Source organism: Kocuria cellulosilytica, assembly GCF_040981245.1.
In the GTDB taxonomy this organism is placed as follows: Bacteria; Actinomycetota; Actinomycetes; order Actinomycetales; family Micrococcaceae; genus Kocuria; species Kocuria cellulosilytica.
Genome location: NZ_JAVFWZ010000002.1, coordinates 427,315 through 441,246 on the forward strand (window position 1 = coordinate 427,315; position 13,932 = coordinate 441,246).

A 13,932-nucleotide genomic window follows, 5' to 3' on the forward strand; every position below is an offset into this window, starting at 1 on the left:
CCTCTCGTCGTTCCGGTGCTCCTGCTCGGTCACCTCCATTGTCCCGCGACCCGGTCCCCGCGGCACGTCCTGCGCCGGAACGGCCGGGGACCCGGCCCGCACTTGACGGGGCACCGCCGGAGGTATTCGCTGGAGGCACGGCGGGGCCGCCCAGCGGAGCCGCGACGACCACCAGGAGGCTCCATGACCGCCAGCGACCGCTTCTACCTCGACAAGGCGGATCCCGGCAGCTGGCGGGCGCTCAACGGGCTGGCCCGCAAGGTCGCCGCCGCGGCCGAGGACGCCGGGCTGTCCCGGGCGCTGGTGGAGCTGCTCAACATCCGGGTCTCCCAGCTCAACGGGTGCGCGTTCTGCCTGGACCTGCACACCGGCTACGCCGTGGAGGCCGGGGTGAGCGCGCAGAAGCTGGCCGTGCTCCCCGCCTGGCGCGAGACGGGGCTGTTCGACGACCGGGAGCGGGCCGCGCTGGCCATCGGGGAGGCCGTGACCCTGCTGCCCGACGAGGAGACCCGGCTGGCGGAGCTGGCCGTGGCCCGTGCGGAGCTGACCGACGAGCAGTACTCCGCCCTGCAGTGGACGGCGGTGGCGATCAACGCCTTCAACCGGGTCTCGGTCCTCTCCCGGCACCGGGTCCGCCCCCGGGCGGCGGCGCCCGAGGACCGGGCGCCCGGGGAGCAGGCGCCGGACGCGTCGCGCACCCCGTCGGCCGTCGCGGGAGGCACGGCGTGACCAACCTGGACGTGGACCCGCAGGAGCTCCTGTGCACCGAGGCCGCCGGGGCCGGCGCGCAGCTGCTGGCACCGCACGAGGTGCCCCTGGGCGGGCCCCGGGCGATGACCGTGCGCCGCACCCTGCCCCAGCGTCGGCGCAGCCTCATCGGGGCGTGGTGCTTCGTGGACCACTACGGCCCCGACCTGGTCTCGGAGTCCGGCGGCATGACCGTGGCCAGGCACCCGCACACCGGGCTGGCCACCGTGAGCCTGCTGTTCACCGGGGGGATCGCCCACCGGGACTCCGCCGGCCACGACGCGATCGTGAAGCCGGGGGAGGTCAACCTCATGATCGCCGGGCGGGGCATCTCCCACCAGGAGTTCTCCACCCCCGGCACCACGCTCCTGCACGGGGTGCAGCTGTGGTACGCCCTGCCGGAGGCGACCCGTCACATGGCCCCGGCCTTCGAGCACCACGCCCCCGAGCCGGTGCGGGGCGAGGGCACCGAGCTGCGCGTCCACCTGGGCTCCCTGGCCGGGGTCACGTCCCCGGTGGAGACCTTCACGCCGCCGCTGCTCGCCGCCGAGGCCCTCCTGCGGCCCGGGGCCCGCCTGGAGCTCGAGCTCGACCCGGCCCTCGAGCACGGCGTGCTGCTCGACAGCGGGGACCTGACGCTCGACGGCGCCCCCGTGCCCGTCGACCACCTCGCCTACCTCCCGGTCGGGCAGCGGTCCGTGGTGCTGGAGGCCGGCCTCGGCCCGGTCCGGCTGCTGCTCATCGGCGGAGAGCCGCTGGGCGAGCAGATCGTGATGTGGTGGAACTTCGTGGGCCGCACCCACGAGGAGGTCGTCGCCTACCGCGCCGCCTGGCAGGCGGAGATCGAGGCCGAGCCCGCCGCCGCCCCGGTGGGCGGGACCTACGCCGACGGCGCCCCGTACCCGCGCTTCGGCCCCTACCCGCCGGACCAGCCCGCCCCGCTGCCGGCGCCGCCGCTGCCCACCGTCCAGCTGCGTCCCCGCGGCTGAGCCCGATCCCCCGGGAGAGCACCATGGACACCTCCGCCGTCACGGTCCGGAACAACCCCGGCCGGCACCGCTACGAGCTCCTCGACGGGGGGACCGTGATCGGCACGGCCGACTGGGTCCCCTTCGAGGGCGCGGACGGCCCGCAGCGGATCTTCCACCACACGAGCGTGGACGAGGCCTACGGCGGGCAGGGCCTGGGCTCGAGACTGGCCCGGGAGGCCCTCGACGACACCGCCGCGGCCGGGCTGCCCGTGGTCCCGGTGTGCCCCTACATCAAGAAGTGGCTGCGCACGCACCAGGACCACCCCGCCGTGCGCGTGCCGGTGCAGCCCGAGCACCTCGCCGCCGTCCCCCGGCAGGAGCAGCAGTGACCCCGCCCACCCGCGCCGGGCGACGGACGGGTCCCGGCCCGGGACGGGAGGAACGGGTCGTGCTCAGCTGCTCTGCGCGGCGACGAGGTCGAGGAAGTGGGCGCGCATCCGGCCGCGGTCGGGCTCCACACCGGTGATGAGCCGGAACGCGTCCACCGCCTGGCCGACGGCCATGTGGCCGCCGTCGAGCACCTGGCATCCCGCGGCCCGGGCGGCCGCGATGAGCCGGGTCTCCACCGGCAGGTAGACGACGTCCGCGACCCACTGCCGGGCCGCCAGCAGGTCCGGGTCCACCGGGGTGCCGGGGTGGTGGTGCATGCCCACCGGGGTGGCGTTGACCAGCCCGTCGGCCGCGCGCACCAGGTCCGGCAGGCCCTCGGCGGTGGCCGCCTCGACCTGCTGCTCGGGGAACAGCCGGGCCATGGCCGCGGCCCGCTCGGCCGCCCGGGCGGGGTCCACGTCGAACAGGTGGAGGGTCTGCACGCCGGCGCTGAGCAGGGCGGAGGCCACGGCGGAGCCGGCGCCCCCGGTGCCGACCTGGACCACGCGGTCCTTGGCCGCGCCGGGGAGCACGGCCCGGAACCCCGCGGCGAAGCCGGACACGTCGGTGTTGTGGCCGACGAAGCGCCCGTCGCGGATCACCACCGTGTTGACGGCGCGCAGCGCCGCCGCCTCCGGGGCGACCTCGTCGAGGTGCTCCAGGACCAGCTGCTTGCACGGGTGCGTGATGTTGAAGGCGTTGAACCCGAGGTCGCGGCCGGCGCGCAGCAGCTCCCCCACGTCCTCGCCCGGGCGGCCGATCACCTCGAGGTCCACCGGGCGGTACAGGTAGTGCAGGCCGTGGTGGTGGGCCTCGGCCTCGTGCATCGGCGGGGTGAGGCTGCGGGTGATGCCGTCGCCGATCAGGCCCACCAGGTAGGACTCGGAAGTGGTGCTCACGGAGGACTCCTTGCGGGGTGCGGGCAGGACGCGGCGGCGCCGACCACCCCCGGTGCGCAGCCGGTGCCGGTTGCGGGGAGAGCATCGCGAGCCGTTGGGACGCCCATCACAGTACACCGGGACGACTCCCGGAGCCTGACGAACACTCATTATGTGAACACAGATGCCACGGAGTGGGAGTGCTGTGCGGGCGTGGCAGCGGGCGCACCCGGCCGCAGGGACGTCCCGCGGCGCCGCCCGGGCGGCCCGACCCCCGAGCCGGCGACGCCCCCGCCCGGCACCGCGGCGCCGAGCCGGTTCCGGGGGACAATGGGCGGCGGAGCACAGGCCGGCCCCGCGGACTGGGCCCACGGATCGCGGAGGGTGATGTCATGAGCGTGCTGGGCGAACTGGGGGCGGCGCTGGCCGCCGGGGCCGTGGAGGTCGTGGACCTCACCACTCCCCTGGACCGGGACACCCCGATCCTGCGGCTGCCGGAACCGTTCGCCAACACGGTGGGCCTGACCGTGACCCCGGTGAGCGCCTTCGACGAGGCCGGGCCCGGCTGGGCGTGGAACGACCTGCAGCTGGGCGAGCACGCCGGCACGCACCTGGACGCGCCCGTGCACTGGATCACGGGCCGGGACGGGAGATCGGTGGACCGGATCGAGCCGGCGCGGCTCGTGGGACCGGCGGCCGTCGTGGACTTCACCGCCGAGGCGGAGGCCGACGCCGACGCCCTGCTGGAGCCCGAGCACCTCGAGCGGTGGGAGGCCGAGCACGGGCGCTTCCCCGAGAACTGCTGGGTGCTGCTGCGCACCGGCTGGTCCGCCCGCGGGGACGACCCCGAGCGCTTCCTCAACGCCGACGCGCAGGGCCTGCACGCCCCCGGCCCGTCGGTGGCCGCCGCCGAGTGGCTCGCCGCCCATCCGCACGTCAGCGGCTTCGGCGTGGAGACCGTCGGCATCGACGCGGGCGTCGCCGGCGGCTTCGACCCGCCGTTCCCCGCCCACCACCACCTGCTGGGGCACGACAAGTACGGGCTCACCTCCCTGCGCCGCCTGGACCGGCTGCCGGTCCTCGGGGCGCAGCTCGTGGTCGCGCCCCTGCCGCTGGTGGGCGGTACGGGCAGCCCCGCCCGGGTGCTCGCCCTCGTCGAGCGGCCCGCGGCGTGACCGGAACGGTCGCCCAGCTCGTGGGCCGCGCCCTCGCGGAGCTGGGGGTCGGGCACGTCTTCGGCGTGGTGGGCAGCGGGAACTTCCACCTCACCAACGCGCTGGTCGCGGCGGGCGTCCCCTACACGGCCGCCCGGCACGAGAACGGCGCCGCGACCATGGCCGACGCCTGGGCCCGCACGAGCGGGCGCGTCGCCGTGGTCACCACGCACCAGGGCTGCGGGCTGACCAACGCCGCCACCGGCATCGGGGAGGCCGCGAAGTCCCGCACCCCGCTGATCGTGCTCACCGCCGACACCCAGGCCGCGGCCGTGCACTCCAACTTCCGGATCGACCAGGACGCCCTGGCCCGTTCGGTGGGCGCGGTGGCCGAGCGGGTGCACTCCCCCGCGAGCGCCGCGGCGGACGTCGCCCGGGCCGTCCGCCGTGCCCGCAACGACCGCCGCACCGTGGTGCTCAGCGTCCCGCTCGACGTCCAGGCGGCGCCCGCCCCCGAGGGCGTCGTGGTGCCGGCGCTTCCGCCCGCACCCCGCGTGCGCCCGAACGACGACGACGCCGCGCGCCTGGCCGGGATGCTGGCCGCCGCCCGCCGGCCGGTGTTCGTGGCGGGACGCGGCGCCCGGGGCGCCCGCGCCGAGCTGACCGCCCTCGCCGAGCGGTCGGGCGCGCTGCTGGCGACCTCGGCCGTGGCCAAGGGCCTGTTCACCGGGGAGGAGTTCGACCTCGGCATCTCCGGCGGCTTCTCCTCGCCGGTGAGCGCGGAGCTGATCGGGGCGGCCGACCTCGTGGTGGCGTGGGGCTGCGCCCTGACCATGTGGACCACGCGGCACGGTCGCCTCCTCGGCCCGGAGGCCTCGGTGGTGCAGGTGGACCTCGAGGAGTCCGTCCTGGGCGCGCACCGGCCGGCGGACCGGCCGCTGGACCTGGGGGTCGTGGGCGACTGCGCGCTCACGGCGCGGGACGTCCTCGCCGTGCTGGACGGCGGCGCCGTGCCGGGCAGCGGTGCCGCCCCGGACGGCGGCGCGCCGGGGAGGGGCCCCGCGCCGGGAGCGGCCGCCCCGGCGTCGTCGTCCTGGCGCACGCCCGAGCTGGCGGCGCGGATCCGCCGGGAGAGCGCGTGGCGGGACGTCCCGTTCGAGGACCTCTCCACGACCGAGCGGATCGACCCGCGGGTCCTGTCCCGCGAGCTGGACGCGATGCTGCCGGCCGAGCGCGTGGTGGCCGTCGACAGCGGCAACTTCATGGGCTACCCCAGCCAGTACCTCTCCGTCCCGGACGAGCGCGGGTTCTGCTTCACCCAGGCCTTCCAGTCCGTCGGCCTGGGCCTGGCCACCGCCATCGGCGCCGCGCTGGCGCAGCCGCACCGGCTGCCCGTGCTCGGCACGGGGGACGGCGGCTTCCTCATGGGCATCGCGGAGCTCGAGACCGCGGTGCGGCTGGGGCTGCCGCTGGTGTGCGTCGTCTACGACGACGCCGCCTACGGCGCGGAGGTGCACCACTTCGCGGGCCCGGACCGGGCGGCGGTGCCGCTGGACACGGTGGTCTTCCCGGACGTCGACATCGCCGCGATCGGCCGGGGCTTCGGCGCCGACGGCCTGGTCGTGCGCTCGGCCGGGGACCTCGCCGACGTGCGGGAGCGGCTGGCCGGGCCGCTGGACCGGCCGCTCGTGATCGACGCCAAGATCGCCTCCGACGGCGGGGCGTGGTGGCTGGCGGAGGCCTTCCGGGGGCACTGACGCCGCGCCGCGCCCGGGCCGCCCCCGGCGCCCCGCTCCTGCCCGGCGCGCCGGCGGTCAGGAGCCGGGCCGCTCGTCCCCCGCCGCGTCCTGCGGGGCACGGGAGATGCGCACCCGCTCCACCCGGCTGCGGTCCACGGCCAGGACCTCGAGCCGGTGGTCGTCCACGACGACCACGTCGCCCGGGCGGGTGACCCGCCCGGGCCGGTCCATCATGAACCCGCCCACGGTCTCGTAGTGGCCCTCGGGGATCACGAGACCGGCCTCCGCCGGGATCTCCTGGATGATCAGCCCGCCGTCCACGAGGACGGCCCCGCCCCGGGACGGGCCCGGGGCACCGGCGGTGGTCACCGCCGGGGGCGTCCGGGGCTCACCAGAGGTGGCGGCACTGCCCGTTCTGGCAGGAGAACTCGGGGGCGCGCCCGTCGGGCAGCATCATCGACGGGGACGCCAGCTCGACGTCGCGCGCCTGGTCCCAGTCGTCGGGCATGATCTGCACGTAGACCAGCTCGAAGCCGGTGGCGCCGCAGCGCGGGCACGGCGCGGTGGTGCCGCGCAGGCCCTCGGACGGGGTGGTGCTCATGGCGTGCCTCCCGTGGGAACAGGCGCCGGGCGCTCCGGAGCCGGTGGGCCCAGTGTAGTGGGCCCGCCGGCGCCTCCGCCCGGTGGAGGCGCCGGCGGGCTCAGGCTCTCGTGCCGGCCTCGCGCTTGGCGCGCTGGATCTCCTCGTAGACGTGGCCGCGCAGCTCGGTGAACCGCGGCAGGCCGCGGGTGGTGAGCTGGTCGCGGTCGTCGGGCAGGTCGATCGCGAGGTCCTCCTGGACCACCGTGGGCGAGCTCGAGAGGATGATGACGCGCTCGCCGAGGTAGACGGACTCGTCGATGTCGTGGGTCACGAACAGCACGGTCACGCCCATCCGGTGCCACACGTCCCGGATGAGGTCCTCGAGGTCGGCGCGGGTCTGGGCGTCCACCGCGGCGAAGGGCTCGTCCATGAGCAGGATCTTCGGCTGGTAGGCGACCGCCCGGGCGATCGCGACGCGCTGCTGCATGCCGCCCGAGAGCTGCCACGGGTACTTCTTGTCCGCGCCGCGCAGGTCGACGGCGGCGATCGCCTCCTCCACGAGCCGGTTCCGCTCGTCCCGGGCCAGCTTGGCGTTCTTCAGGGGCAGCTCCACGTTCTCGCGGACCGTCATCCACGGGAAGAGGCTGCGCCCGTACTCCTGGAAGACCACGGCCATGTCCTTGGGCGGGCCGGTCACCTGCTCCCCGCCCAGCAGCACCTCGCCGGAGGTCGGGGCCATGAGTCCCGAGATGCACTTGAGCAGCGTGGTCTTGCCGGACCCGGAGGGCCCCACGAGGCACGCCAGCTCGCCGCGGTTGAGGTCGAACGTGAGGTTGCGGACGGCCTCCACGTCGCCGTGGTCGCTCTGGTAGATCTTCTGCAGCCCGCGCACGGACAGCAGCACGTCCTTGCCCCCGGTCCGGCCGGCGCCGCCGTCCGAGGCCTCCGTGGCGGTCCTGTCCGTGCCGGTCCGGTCGGCGGTCGCGCCGCCGCCCGCTGCCGAGCTTCCTGATTCAGCCTGCATTCTCCACCTCTTTCAGGCCCCGGTACCAGGCGAGGACCTTGTGCTCAACACGTTGGAAGACGAACGCCAGCAGCACGCCGATGAGACCCAGGACGGCGATGCCGCTCCACATCTCGGGGATGGCGAACGACCGCTGGAACTGCACGATGGTGAACCCGAGCCCCGAGGACGAGGCGAACATCTCCGAGATCACCATCAGGATCAGCCCGATGGACAGGGCCTGGCGGATGCCGGCCATCATCTGCGGGCTGGCGGCGGGGATCACCAGGTGGACGATCCTCGACCACCCGTGGATCCCGTAGGAGCGCGCCGTCTCGTTCATGACGGAGTCGACCGAGCGCACGCCCTCGATGGTGTTCAGCAGCACGGGCCACACGGAGCCCAGCACGATCACCACGACCTTCATCTGGTCGTTGACGCCGATGAGCAGCATCAGGACGGGCACCAGCACGGGCGGCGGGATGGCCCGGAAGAACTCGAGCACGGGCTCCAGCAGGTTCCGCAGCCAGCGCACCGAGCCGATCACGAGCCCGGCGACGACGCCGAGCAGGATGGACAGCGCCAGTCCCACCAGGAGCCGGCCGATGCTCGGCAGCACGTCGTCGAAGAACCGGTCCCCGAACCAGACGTCCACGAACGTGGTGGCGAACTCGCCCGGCTCCGGGACGTAGAAGCTGGTCTCCACCAGGGTGTAGACCCACCAGACGAGGATCAGCAGGACGGGCAGCGCGAGGGCGTAGCCCAGGGTCTTGACGAGTCTCACACCGCCACCTCTCCCCGGACGGACGAGTGCCAGGACAGCGCCCGGCGCTCGAGCGCCCGCATCCCCAGGTTGATGAGCACGCCCAGCAGCCCGGCCGTGACGATGAACGCGTACATGGCGGTCACGGCGCCGCCGGACTGGGCCAGGGAGATCTCCCGGCCCAGCCCGGGCGTGCCGATCACGAGCTGGGCGGTCACCGCCAGGATCAGGGCCACGGCCGCCCCGAGCCGCAGCCCGGTGATCACGTAGGGCAGGGACGTGGGCCACGTGACGTACCGGACGCGGGCCACCGGTCCGAGGCCGTAGCTCTTGGCCGTGTCCTGCGCCACGGTGTCCACGTCACCGACCCCGTAGAGGACCTGGATGAGGATCTGCCAGAAGGACGCGTACACCACGAGCAGCAGGGTGGACTCGAGCTGCACCCCGAACAGCAGCACGGCCAGCGGGATGAGCGCCACCGACGGGATGGGCCGGAGGAACTCGATGGTGCTGTGCGTGGCCCGGCGCAGGAACGCGCTGCTGCCGATCACCAGCCCCAGGACGATCGCGGCGACCGCGGCGATGAGCAGCCCGAGGAACCAGGCCCGGACGGTCTGCCAGACCGCCAGCCAGAAGCCCGCCGAGCCGAGCTGCTCCCCGAGCTCCAGCAGCACCTCGCTGGCGGGGGGCAGGTAGCGCGGGTTGACGATGCCGGTCAGGGGCAGCAGCTCCCAGGTGAGCAGGAATCCGAGGATTCCCAGCACACCGAGGACGCCGGGCCCCCAGGACCGGCCGGCGCGGGTCCGTGCCATGGATGGCATCCTTCCTGTCGGTCCGTGCTCCTGCGCTACGGCAGGAGCCTGTCCAGGTCGGGCTCGTTGTTCAGCGAGCCGTACTCCACGGCGGCGCTGCCCAGCTTCTGGAACGACTCCCGGTCGAACTCGGTCCGGTAGCGGGGCAGGGCCATCTTCTCGCGCAGCTCGTCGCTGATCTCCGTGTAGGTCCCCACGATCTCGCGGACCTCGTCCGGGTTCTCGTTCGCGTACTCGAGGGACCGGTTCATGGCGTTCTGGAAGCTCTCGACGAGCTCCGGGTCCTCCTCGATCCGCTGCGCCGTCGTGAAGTAGCCGGCGATGTCGAGCTCCGGGTCGAACTCCACGAAGTTGTAGGACACCGCGCGGGCGCCCTCGTCGAGGACCTGGGTGAGGAACGGGTCCAGGATCCAGGCGGCGTCCACCTGGCCGCGGTCGAGGGCCGCCGGGGCGTCCGGGAAGCCGACCTCCACGAACTCGATGGAGTCGGGGTCGCCGCCGGCCTGCTCCACGACGTGGCGGATCGTGGTGTCGCCGATGTTGTTGAGGTTGTTCACCGACACGGTCTTGCCCGCCAGGTCCTCCGGCCCCTGGATGTCCGAGTCGGCGGGAACCACCACGGCGCTGAAGTCGCGCTCGGCGTCGCCGGAGGTCGTCGTGCCGTTGGTGACGAAGCGGATGTCCAGCCCCTCGTCCTGGGCGACCATCACGGACAGGGTGTTGCCGAAGGCGAAGTCGAAGTCCCCGCTGACCACGCCGGGCACGGCGGCGGCACCACCGGTGGTGGTCTGGATGTCGAGGTTGATGCCCTCCTCCTCGAAGAAGCCCTGCTCCTCGCCCAGCCAGATGGCGGCCGTGTCGACGATGGGGATGACGCCCACGGTGACGTCCTGCATCTCCCCCTCGGCGCCCCCGCCGCCGTCGCCGCCGCACGCGGCCAGCGCCAGTACGGATCCTGCTGCTCCCAAGCTCATGAGCGGACGCCGCATCATGCCTCCCTGTGTTCTCTGTGGTGATGTCGGTGCTGACGTCGGTCCGGTGCTGACGCCCGTGGTCGGTGCCGGGCCCGCCGTCCGCACCGCGCTGTGGGACCCGGCGGACCCGGGCTGTGATAGAGATCACTCTAGTGGCGTAGCATTCACAAACCAGTACATCTTGTCGATGGACCGATACATGACGTCTATGAGCCACCGACCGAGGAGCGTCCCCGTGGAGCTGGACCTGAACCTGATGCGCGTGTTCTGCACGGTCTACGAGCAGGGCAGCGCCACGCGGGCCGCCGCCGAGCTGCACCTCACCCAGCCGACGGTGAGCCACGCCCTGAAGAACCTGCGCCGGCAGTGCAACGACCAGCTCTTCGTCCGGGAGGGCCGGGGCCTGAGCCCCACCCCGTTCGCGCGGAGCATCTTCCCCCAGGTGAAGGCGGGGATCGCGCAGGTGACGGCGGCCGTCTCCTCCGGCGGCCGGTTCGATCCGGCGAGCGCCCGCGAGCGCTTCACCCTGGCCCTGACCGACCTGGGGGAGCTGGCGTTCCTGCCGTCCGTGATGACGGCCCTGCGGGAGCAGGCGCCGGGCGTGGAGCTGACCGTGCTGCCCCTGGACGTGGAGCACGTCCCGGAGGACCTGCTGCGCAACCGGGTGGACGCCGCGATCTGCGCCCCGTACATCGGCGGCGCCGACATCGTGCGGACGGTCATCGGCACGGACGAGTACGTGGTGATCGCCGCCCGCGGCCACCCGCGCGTCCGGGAGCAGCTCACGCTGGAGCAGTTCGCGGCGGAGCCCCGGATCCGGCTCGCCCCCTCGATGGGCCACGAGCTCGCCGAGGTCGCGGCGGAGCGGGCGGGCGCCCCGGGCAGCACGGCCCTGCGGCTGTCCCACTTCACGGGCCTGGTCTCCGTCGTGGAGCGCACCGACTGCCTCGCGGTGCTGCCGCGGTATCTCGCCGAGACGCTCGTGGAGGCGGCCGGGATCCGCGTCTTCCCGCACCCCGTCGAGATGCCGGTCCTGCAGCTGGCCGTCTACACCCGTGAGCCCGGCCACCAGCGGCCCGCGCAGCGGTGGTTCGCGCAGCTGATCGTGGACACGATGCGGGCGTCCGTCTCCCCGGACCCGTCGGCGCCGCTGCGCCCCGTGCCCCGGCACGGCCGCCGCCCCTGAGGAGGACGGCGGACTCCGGCGGGCCGCGACCCCGGTCCCCACTGCTCCCGCGGTGCGGCGGCGCGGCTCAGCGGCAGGAGACCGTGAACACCCGGCCGTCGCCGGACAGCTCCACGGCGCCGCCGCCCCGGTGCAGCAGCGACTCCCCGCCGCCCAGCTCCCACTCCCGGTCCGCGGCGCGCACCAGCACCCGGCCCCCCGTGCTCAGCAGGACCGCGGTGCCCCGCAGCTCGACCGGGACGGACCGTCCCGGCACGAGCTCGTGGGCGGTCAGCGACAACCGCTCGTCCCACAGGGGGTAGACGCGGCGGCCGTGCTCGTCGGCGGCGGGCTCCACGACCTCCGGTTCCGCCTGCTCGTCGGCCAGCACGGCGAGCAGCTCGGCCACGTCCACGTGCTTGCCCGTCAGCCCGGCGCGCAGGACGTTGTCCGACGAGCTCATCACCTCGATCGCCGTTCCGGACAGGTAGGCGTGGAGCTGCCCGGCCGGGGTGTGCAGGGACTGGCCGGGGGCGAGTCGGACGTGGTTCATGCACACCGCGACCAGCAGCCCGCGGTCGTCCGGGTGCCGGTCCTGCACGTAGCGGACCACGGCGGCCACGGGGTCCTCCGGGTCCGCGGCGCGGGCCGCGGCGACGGTGGCCCGCACGGCGGCCGCGGCGGCGTCCTCGTCCATCGTCAGCACGGACGGCAGGACGGGGCGCCCGCCGCCGGCGACCTCGCGCAGCCAGTCCAGTCCCAGCCGCTCGGCCGTGGCGCGCAGCTGCTCCGCGGACCGGACGCCCGTGAGCAGCTCCACACCGGTGAGGGCCACCACGGTCTCGGGCTTGGCGGAGCGGTCCTTGTAGTTGCGCCGCGGGTCGTCGAGCGGGATCCCCGCCCGCTGCTCGCGCTCGAAGCCGGCCGCCGCCTGCTCGGGCGAGGGGTGGACCTGGAGGGACAGCGGGGCGTCGATGGCCAGGATCTTGAGCAGGAACGGCAGGCCCTCCAGCGGCTCGTCCCGGCCGTCCCGCACCACCGTCGAGGGCGCGGCGGGGTGCCCGCCGACCCACAGCTCGGCCTCGGGCTCATCGCTCGGGACGGGCCTGCCCTGGAGCCGGGCGAGCACCTCGCGGGAGCCCCAGGCATAGTGCTGGACCGGGTTGCGCATGCGGAGGATCTCGACCATGCTCGTCATCCAATCACAGGACCGCCCGCGCCCCGCGGCGCCCGGGAGCGGCCGTGGCCTAAGATCACCCCTTGTGACTATCGATCTCTCAGCTTCCTTCAAGGCCTACGACGTCCGCGGCATCGTGGGCGAGTCCATCACCGCGGAGACGGTCCGGGCCACGGGCGCCGCGTTCGTGGACGTCCTGGGCCTCGCCGGCCTGACGGTCCTGGTGGGCGGGGACATGCGCCCCTCCTCACCGGAGTTCGTGGACGCCTTCGCGGAGGGCGCCGTGCGCCGCGGCGCGGACGTCGTGAAGATCGGGCTGATCTCCACCGACGAGCTGTACTACGCGTGCGGGACCTTCGACGCCGCCGGGGTGACCTTCACGGCGAGCCACAACCCCGCCGAGTACAACGGCATGAAGATGTCGAAGGCCGGCGCCGTCCCGGTCTCCTCCGAGACCGGGCTCTACGACATCCGCGACCTCGCCCAGCGCTATCTCGACGAGGGCGCCGTCCCGGAGGCCCCCGCGCCCGGCGCGGTCACCGAGCGGGACGTCCTGGCCGGCTACGCGGAGTACCTGCGCTCCCTCGTGGACCTCTCCGGGACCCGGCCGCTCAAGGTGGTGGTCGACGCCGGAAACGGGATGGCCGGGCTGACCACCCCCGCGGTGCTGGGGGACGCCGTGCTGGAGGCGCTGCCGCTGGAGATCGTGCCCCTGTACTTCGAGCTGGACGGCACGTTCCCCAACCACCCCGCCAATCCGCTCGAGCCCGAGAACCTCGTGGACCTCCAGCGCGCCGTGCGCGAGCACGGCGCGGACCTGGGCGTCGCGTTCGACGGCGACGCCGACCGCTGCTTCGTGGTCGACGAGCAGGGCGGGGCCGTCTCGCCGTCCGCCGTCACCGCACTGGTCGCCGAGCGCGAGATCGACCGCGCCCGGGCGGAGGGCGTCGAGCAGCCGGTGATCATCCACAACCTCATCACCTCGCGCGCCGTCCCCGAGCTGGTCACCGCACGGGGCGGGCGCCCCGTGCGCACCCGGGTGGGCCACTCGTTCATCAAGGCCGTCATGGCCGAGGAGGGCGCCGTGTTCGGCGGCGAGCACTCCGCCCACTACTACTTCAAGGACTTCTTCAACGCGGACACCGGCATGCTCGCCGCGATGCACCTCCTGGCCGCCCTGGGCGAGCAGGACCGGCCGCTGAGCGAGCTGATGCACCAGTACGACCCCTACGCGGCGTCGGGGGAGATCAACTCCACGGTCGAGGACAAGGCCGGCGCCGTCCGGCGGGTCGTGGACGCCCTGGCCGGCCGGGACGTGACCGTGGAGGAGCTGGACGGCACCACGCTCAGCCGCCCGGACGAGGGCTGGTGGTTCAACCTGCGCCCCTCCAACACCGAGCCGTTCCTGCGTCTCAACGTCGAGGCGAAGGACCGGCGGACCATGGAGCGGGTCCGGGACCGGGTGCTGGGGATCGTGCGCGCCTGACGCCTCCAGAACGCACGGGGCCCCGCCGGACAGCTCGTCCGGCGGGGCCCC

General features: G+C 74.2%; 15 protein-coding genes. 7 read left to right on the forward strand and 8 right to left on the reverse strand.

The genetic code is table 11. The annotated features are described in order from the left end of the window. Window positions 1-183 precede the first annotated feature (183 nt). The 3 genes from RCG67_RS04550 to RCG67_RS04560 are packed head-to-tail and all read left to right on the forward strand — an operon-like array spanning window position 184 to window position 2,107. Complete coding sequence (locus RCG67_RS04550; RefSeq protein ID WP_368825030.1) at window positions 184-729, forward strand: carboxymuconolactone decarboxylase family protein; 546 nt, start codon at window positions 184-186, stop codon at window positions 727-729. Further along, window positions 726-1,736 (forward strand): pirin family protein, encoded by a 1,011-nt coding sequence (locus RCG67_RS04555; RefSeq protein ID WP_368825031.1) that lies wholly within the window; start codon window positions 726-728, stop codon window positions 1,734-1,736. The genes RCG67_RS04550 and RCG67_RS04555 overlap by 4 nt, the downstream gene beginning before the upstream one ends. 23 nt (window positions 1,737-1,759) lie before the next feature. Further along, window positions 1,760-2,107 carry a GNAT family N-acetyltransferase gene (locus RCG67_RS04560; protein ID WP_368825032.1) on the forward strand — a complete coding sequence of 116 codons (348 nt, stop codon included), beginning with the start codon at window positions 1,760-1,762 and terminating at the stop codon, window positions 2,105-2,107. Window positions 2,108-2,170: 63 nt separating this feature from the next. On the opposite strand, the gene RCG67_RS04565 is transcribed toward RCG67_RS04560, so the two are convergent. Further along, complete coding sequence (locus RCG67_RS04565; protein WP_368825033.1) at window positions 2,171-3,046, reverse strand: shikimate dehydrogenase; 876 nt, start codon at window positions 3,044-3,046, stop codon at window positions 2,171-2,173. Window positions 3,047-3,417: 371 nt separating this feature from the next. On the opposite strand from RCG67_RS04565, the gene RCG67_RS04570 reads away from it, so the two are divergent. Further along, a complete protein-coding gene (locus RCG67_RS04570; RefSeq protein ID WP_368825034.1) occupies window positions 3,418-4,200 on the forward strand; it encodes a cyclase family protein in 783 nt (260 codons plus the stop codon). After that, window positions 4,197-5,936, forward strand: a complete 1,740-nt coding sequence (locus RCG67_RS04575) for a thiamine pyrophosphate-binding protein (protein WP_368825035.1) — start codon at window positions 4,197-4,199, stop codon at window positions 5,934-5,936. Before RCG67_RS04570 ends, RCG67_RS04575 begins: the two co-directional genes overlap by 4 nt. A 57-nt stretch (window positions 5,937-5,993) precedes the next feature. Here the strand turns inward: RCG67_RS04575 and RCG67_RS04580 are convergent, their stop codons facing one another. The 6 genes from RCG67_RS04580 to RCG67_RS04605 all read right to left on the reverse strand — a co-directional run bounded on the left by RCG67_RS04580 (window position 5,994) and on the right by RCG67_RS04605 (window position 10,068). Further along, entirely contained in the window at window positions 5,994-6,287 is a 294-nt protein-coding gene (locus RCG67_RS04580; RefSeq protein WP_368825036.1) for a transporter associated domain-containing protein, read from the reverse strand. A gap of 19 nt (window positions 6,288-6,306) precedes the next feature. Then, window positions 6,307-6,519, reverse strand: a complete 213-nt coding sequence (locus RCG67_RS04585; RefSeq protein WP_058873924.1) for a hypothetical protein — start codon at window positions 6,517-6,519, stop codon at window positions 6,307-6,309. A 100-nt stretch (window positions 6,520-6,619) separates the two neighbouring features. Next, entirely contained in the window at window positions 6,620-7,525 is a 906-nt protein-coding gene (locus RCG67_RS04590; RefSeq protein ID WP_368825037.1) for an ABC transporter ATP-binding protein, read from the reverse strand. Then, the gene (locus RCG67_RS04595) at window positions 7,515-8,288 is read right to left on the reverse strand and encodes an ABC transporter permease (RefSeq protein ID WP_368825038.1); all 774 of its coding nucleotides are present in this window, start codon (window positions 8,286-8,288) and stop codon (window positions 7,515-7,517) included. Before RCG67_RS04595 ends, RCG67_RS04590 begins: the two co-directional genes overlap by 11 nt. Then, complete coding sequence (locus RCG67_RS04600) at window positions 8,285-9,079, reverse strand: ABC transporter permease (RefSeq protein ID WP_058873922.1); 795 nt, start codon at window positions 9,077-9,079, stop codon at window positions 8,285-8,287. Before RCG67_RS04600 ends, RCG67_RS04595 begins: the two co-directional genes overlap by 4 nt. A gap of 35 nt (window positions 9,080-9,114) precedes the next feature. Beyond that, window positions 9,115-10,068: an ABC transporter substrate-binding protein gene (locus tag RCG67_RS04605; protein WP_438612637.1), complete on the reverse strand. Its 954-nt coding sequence runs from the start codon at window positions 10,066-10,068 to the stop codon at window positions 9,115-9,117. A gap of 220 nt (window positions 10,069-10,288) precedes the next feature. Here RCG67_RS04605 and RCG67_RS04610 point away from each other — a divergent pair, with 220 nt between their 5' ends. Beyond that, a complete protein-coding gene (locus RCG67_RS04610; protein ID WP_368825040.1) occupies window positions 10,289-11,239 on the forward strand; it encodes a LysR family transcriptional regulator in 951 nt (316 codons plus the stop codon). Between the two features lie 67 nt (window positions 11,240-11,306). Here RCG67_RS04610 and manA read toward each other — a convergent pair whose 3' ends face one another. Next, window positions 11,307-12,407, reverse strand: a complete 1,101-nt coding sequence (gene manA, locus RCG67_RS04615) for a mannose-6-phosphate isomerase, class I (RefSeq protein ID WP_368825041.1) — start codon at window positions 12,405-12,407, stop codon at window positions 11,307-11,309. A gap of 73 nt (window positions 12,408-12,480) precedes the next feature. Here manA and RCG67_RS04620 point away from each other — a divergent pair, with 73 nt between their 5' ends. Next, the gene (locus tag RCG67_RS04620) at window positions 12,481-13,881 is read left to right on the forward strand and encodes a phosphomannomutase/phosphoglucomutase (RefSeq protein WP_368825042.1); all 1,401 of its coding nucleotides are present in this window, start codon (window positions 12,481-12,483) and stop codon (window positions 13,879-13,881) included. Window positions 13,882-13,932: the final 51 nt, after the last annotated feature.

Bases quoted from the DNA above. Each gene is read 5' to 3' on its own strand.
- RCG67_RS04550 (WP_368825030.1), top strand. From the start codon at position 184: ATGACCGCCAGCGACCGCTTCTACCTCGACAAGGCGGATCCCGGCAGC.
- RCG67_RS04585 (WP_058873924.1), bottom strand. From the start codon at position 6,519: ATGAGCACCACCCCGTCCGAGGGCCTGCGCGGCACCACCGCGCCGTGC.
- RCG67_RS04570 (WP_368825034.1), top strand. From the start codon at position 3,418: ATGAGCGTGCTGGGCGAACTGGGGGCGGCGCTGGCCGCCGGGGCCGTG.
- RCG67_RS04590 (WP_368825037.1), bottom strand. From the start codon at position 7,525: ATGCAGGCTGAATCAGGAAGCTCGGCAGCGGGCGGCGGCGCGACCGCC.
- manA (WP_368825041.1), bottom strand. From the start codon at position 12,407: ATGGTCGAGATCCTCCGCATGCGCAACCCGGTCCAGCACTATGCCTGG.
- RCG67_RS04600 (WP_058873922.1), bottom strand. From the start codon at position 9,079: ATGGCACGGACCCGCGCCGGCCGGTCCTGGGGGCCCGGCGTCCTCGGT.
- RCG67_RS04560 (WP_368825032.1), top strand. From the start codon at position 1,760: ATGGACACCTCCGCCGTCACGGTCCGGAACAACCCCGGCCGGCACCGC.
- RCG67_RS04605 (WP_438612637.1), bottom strand. From the start codon at position 10,068: ATGCGGCGTCCGCTCATGAGCTTGGGAGCAGCAGGATCCGTACTGGCG.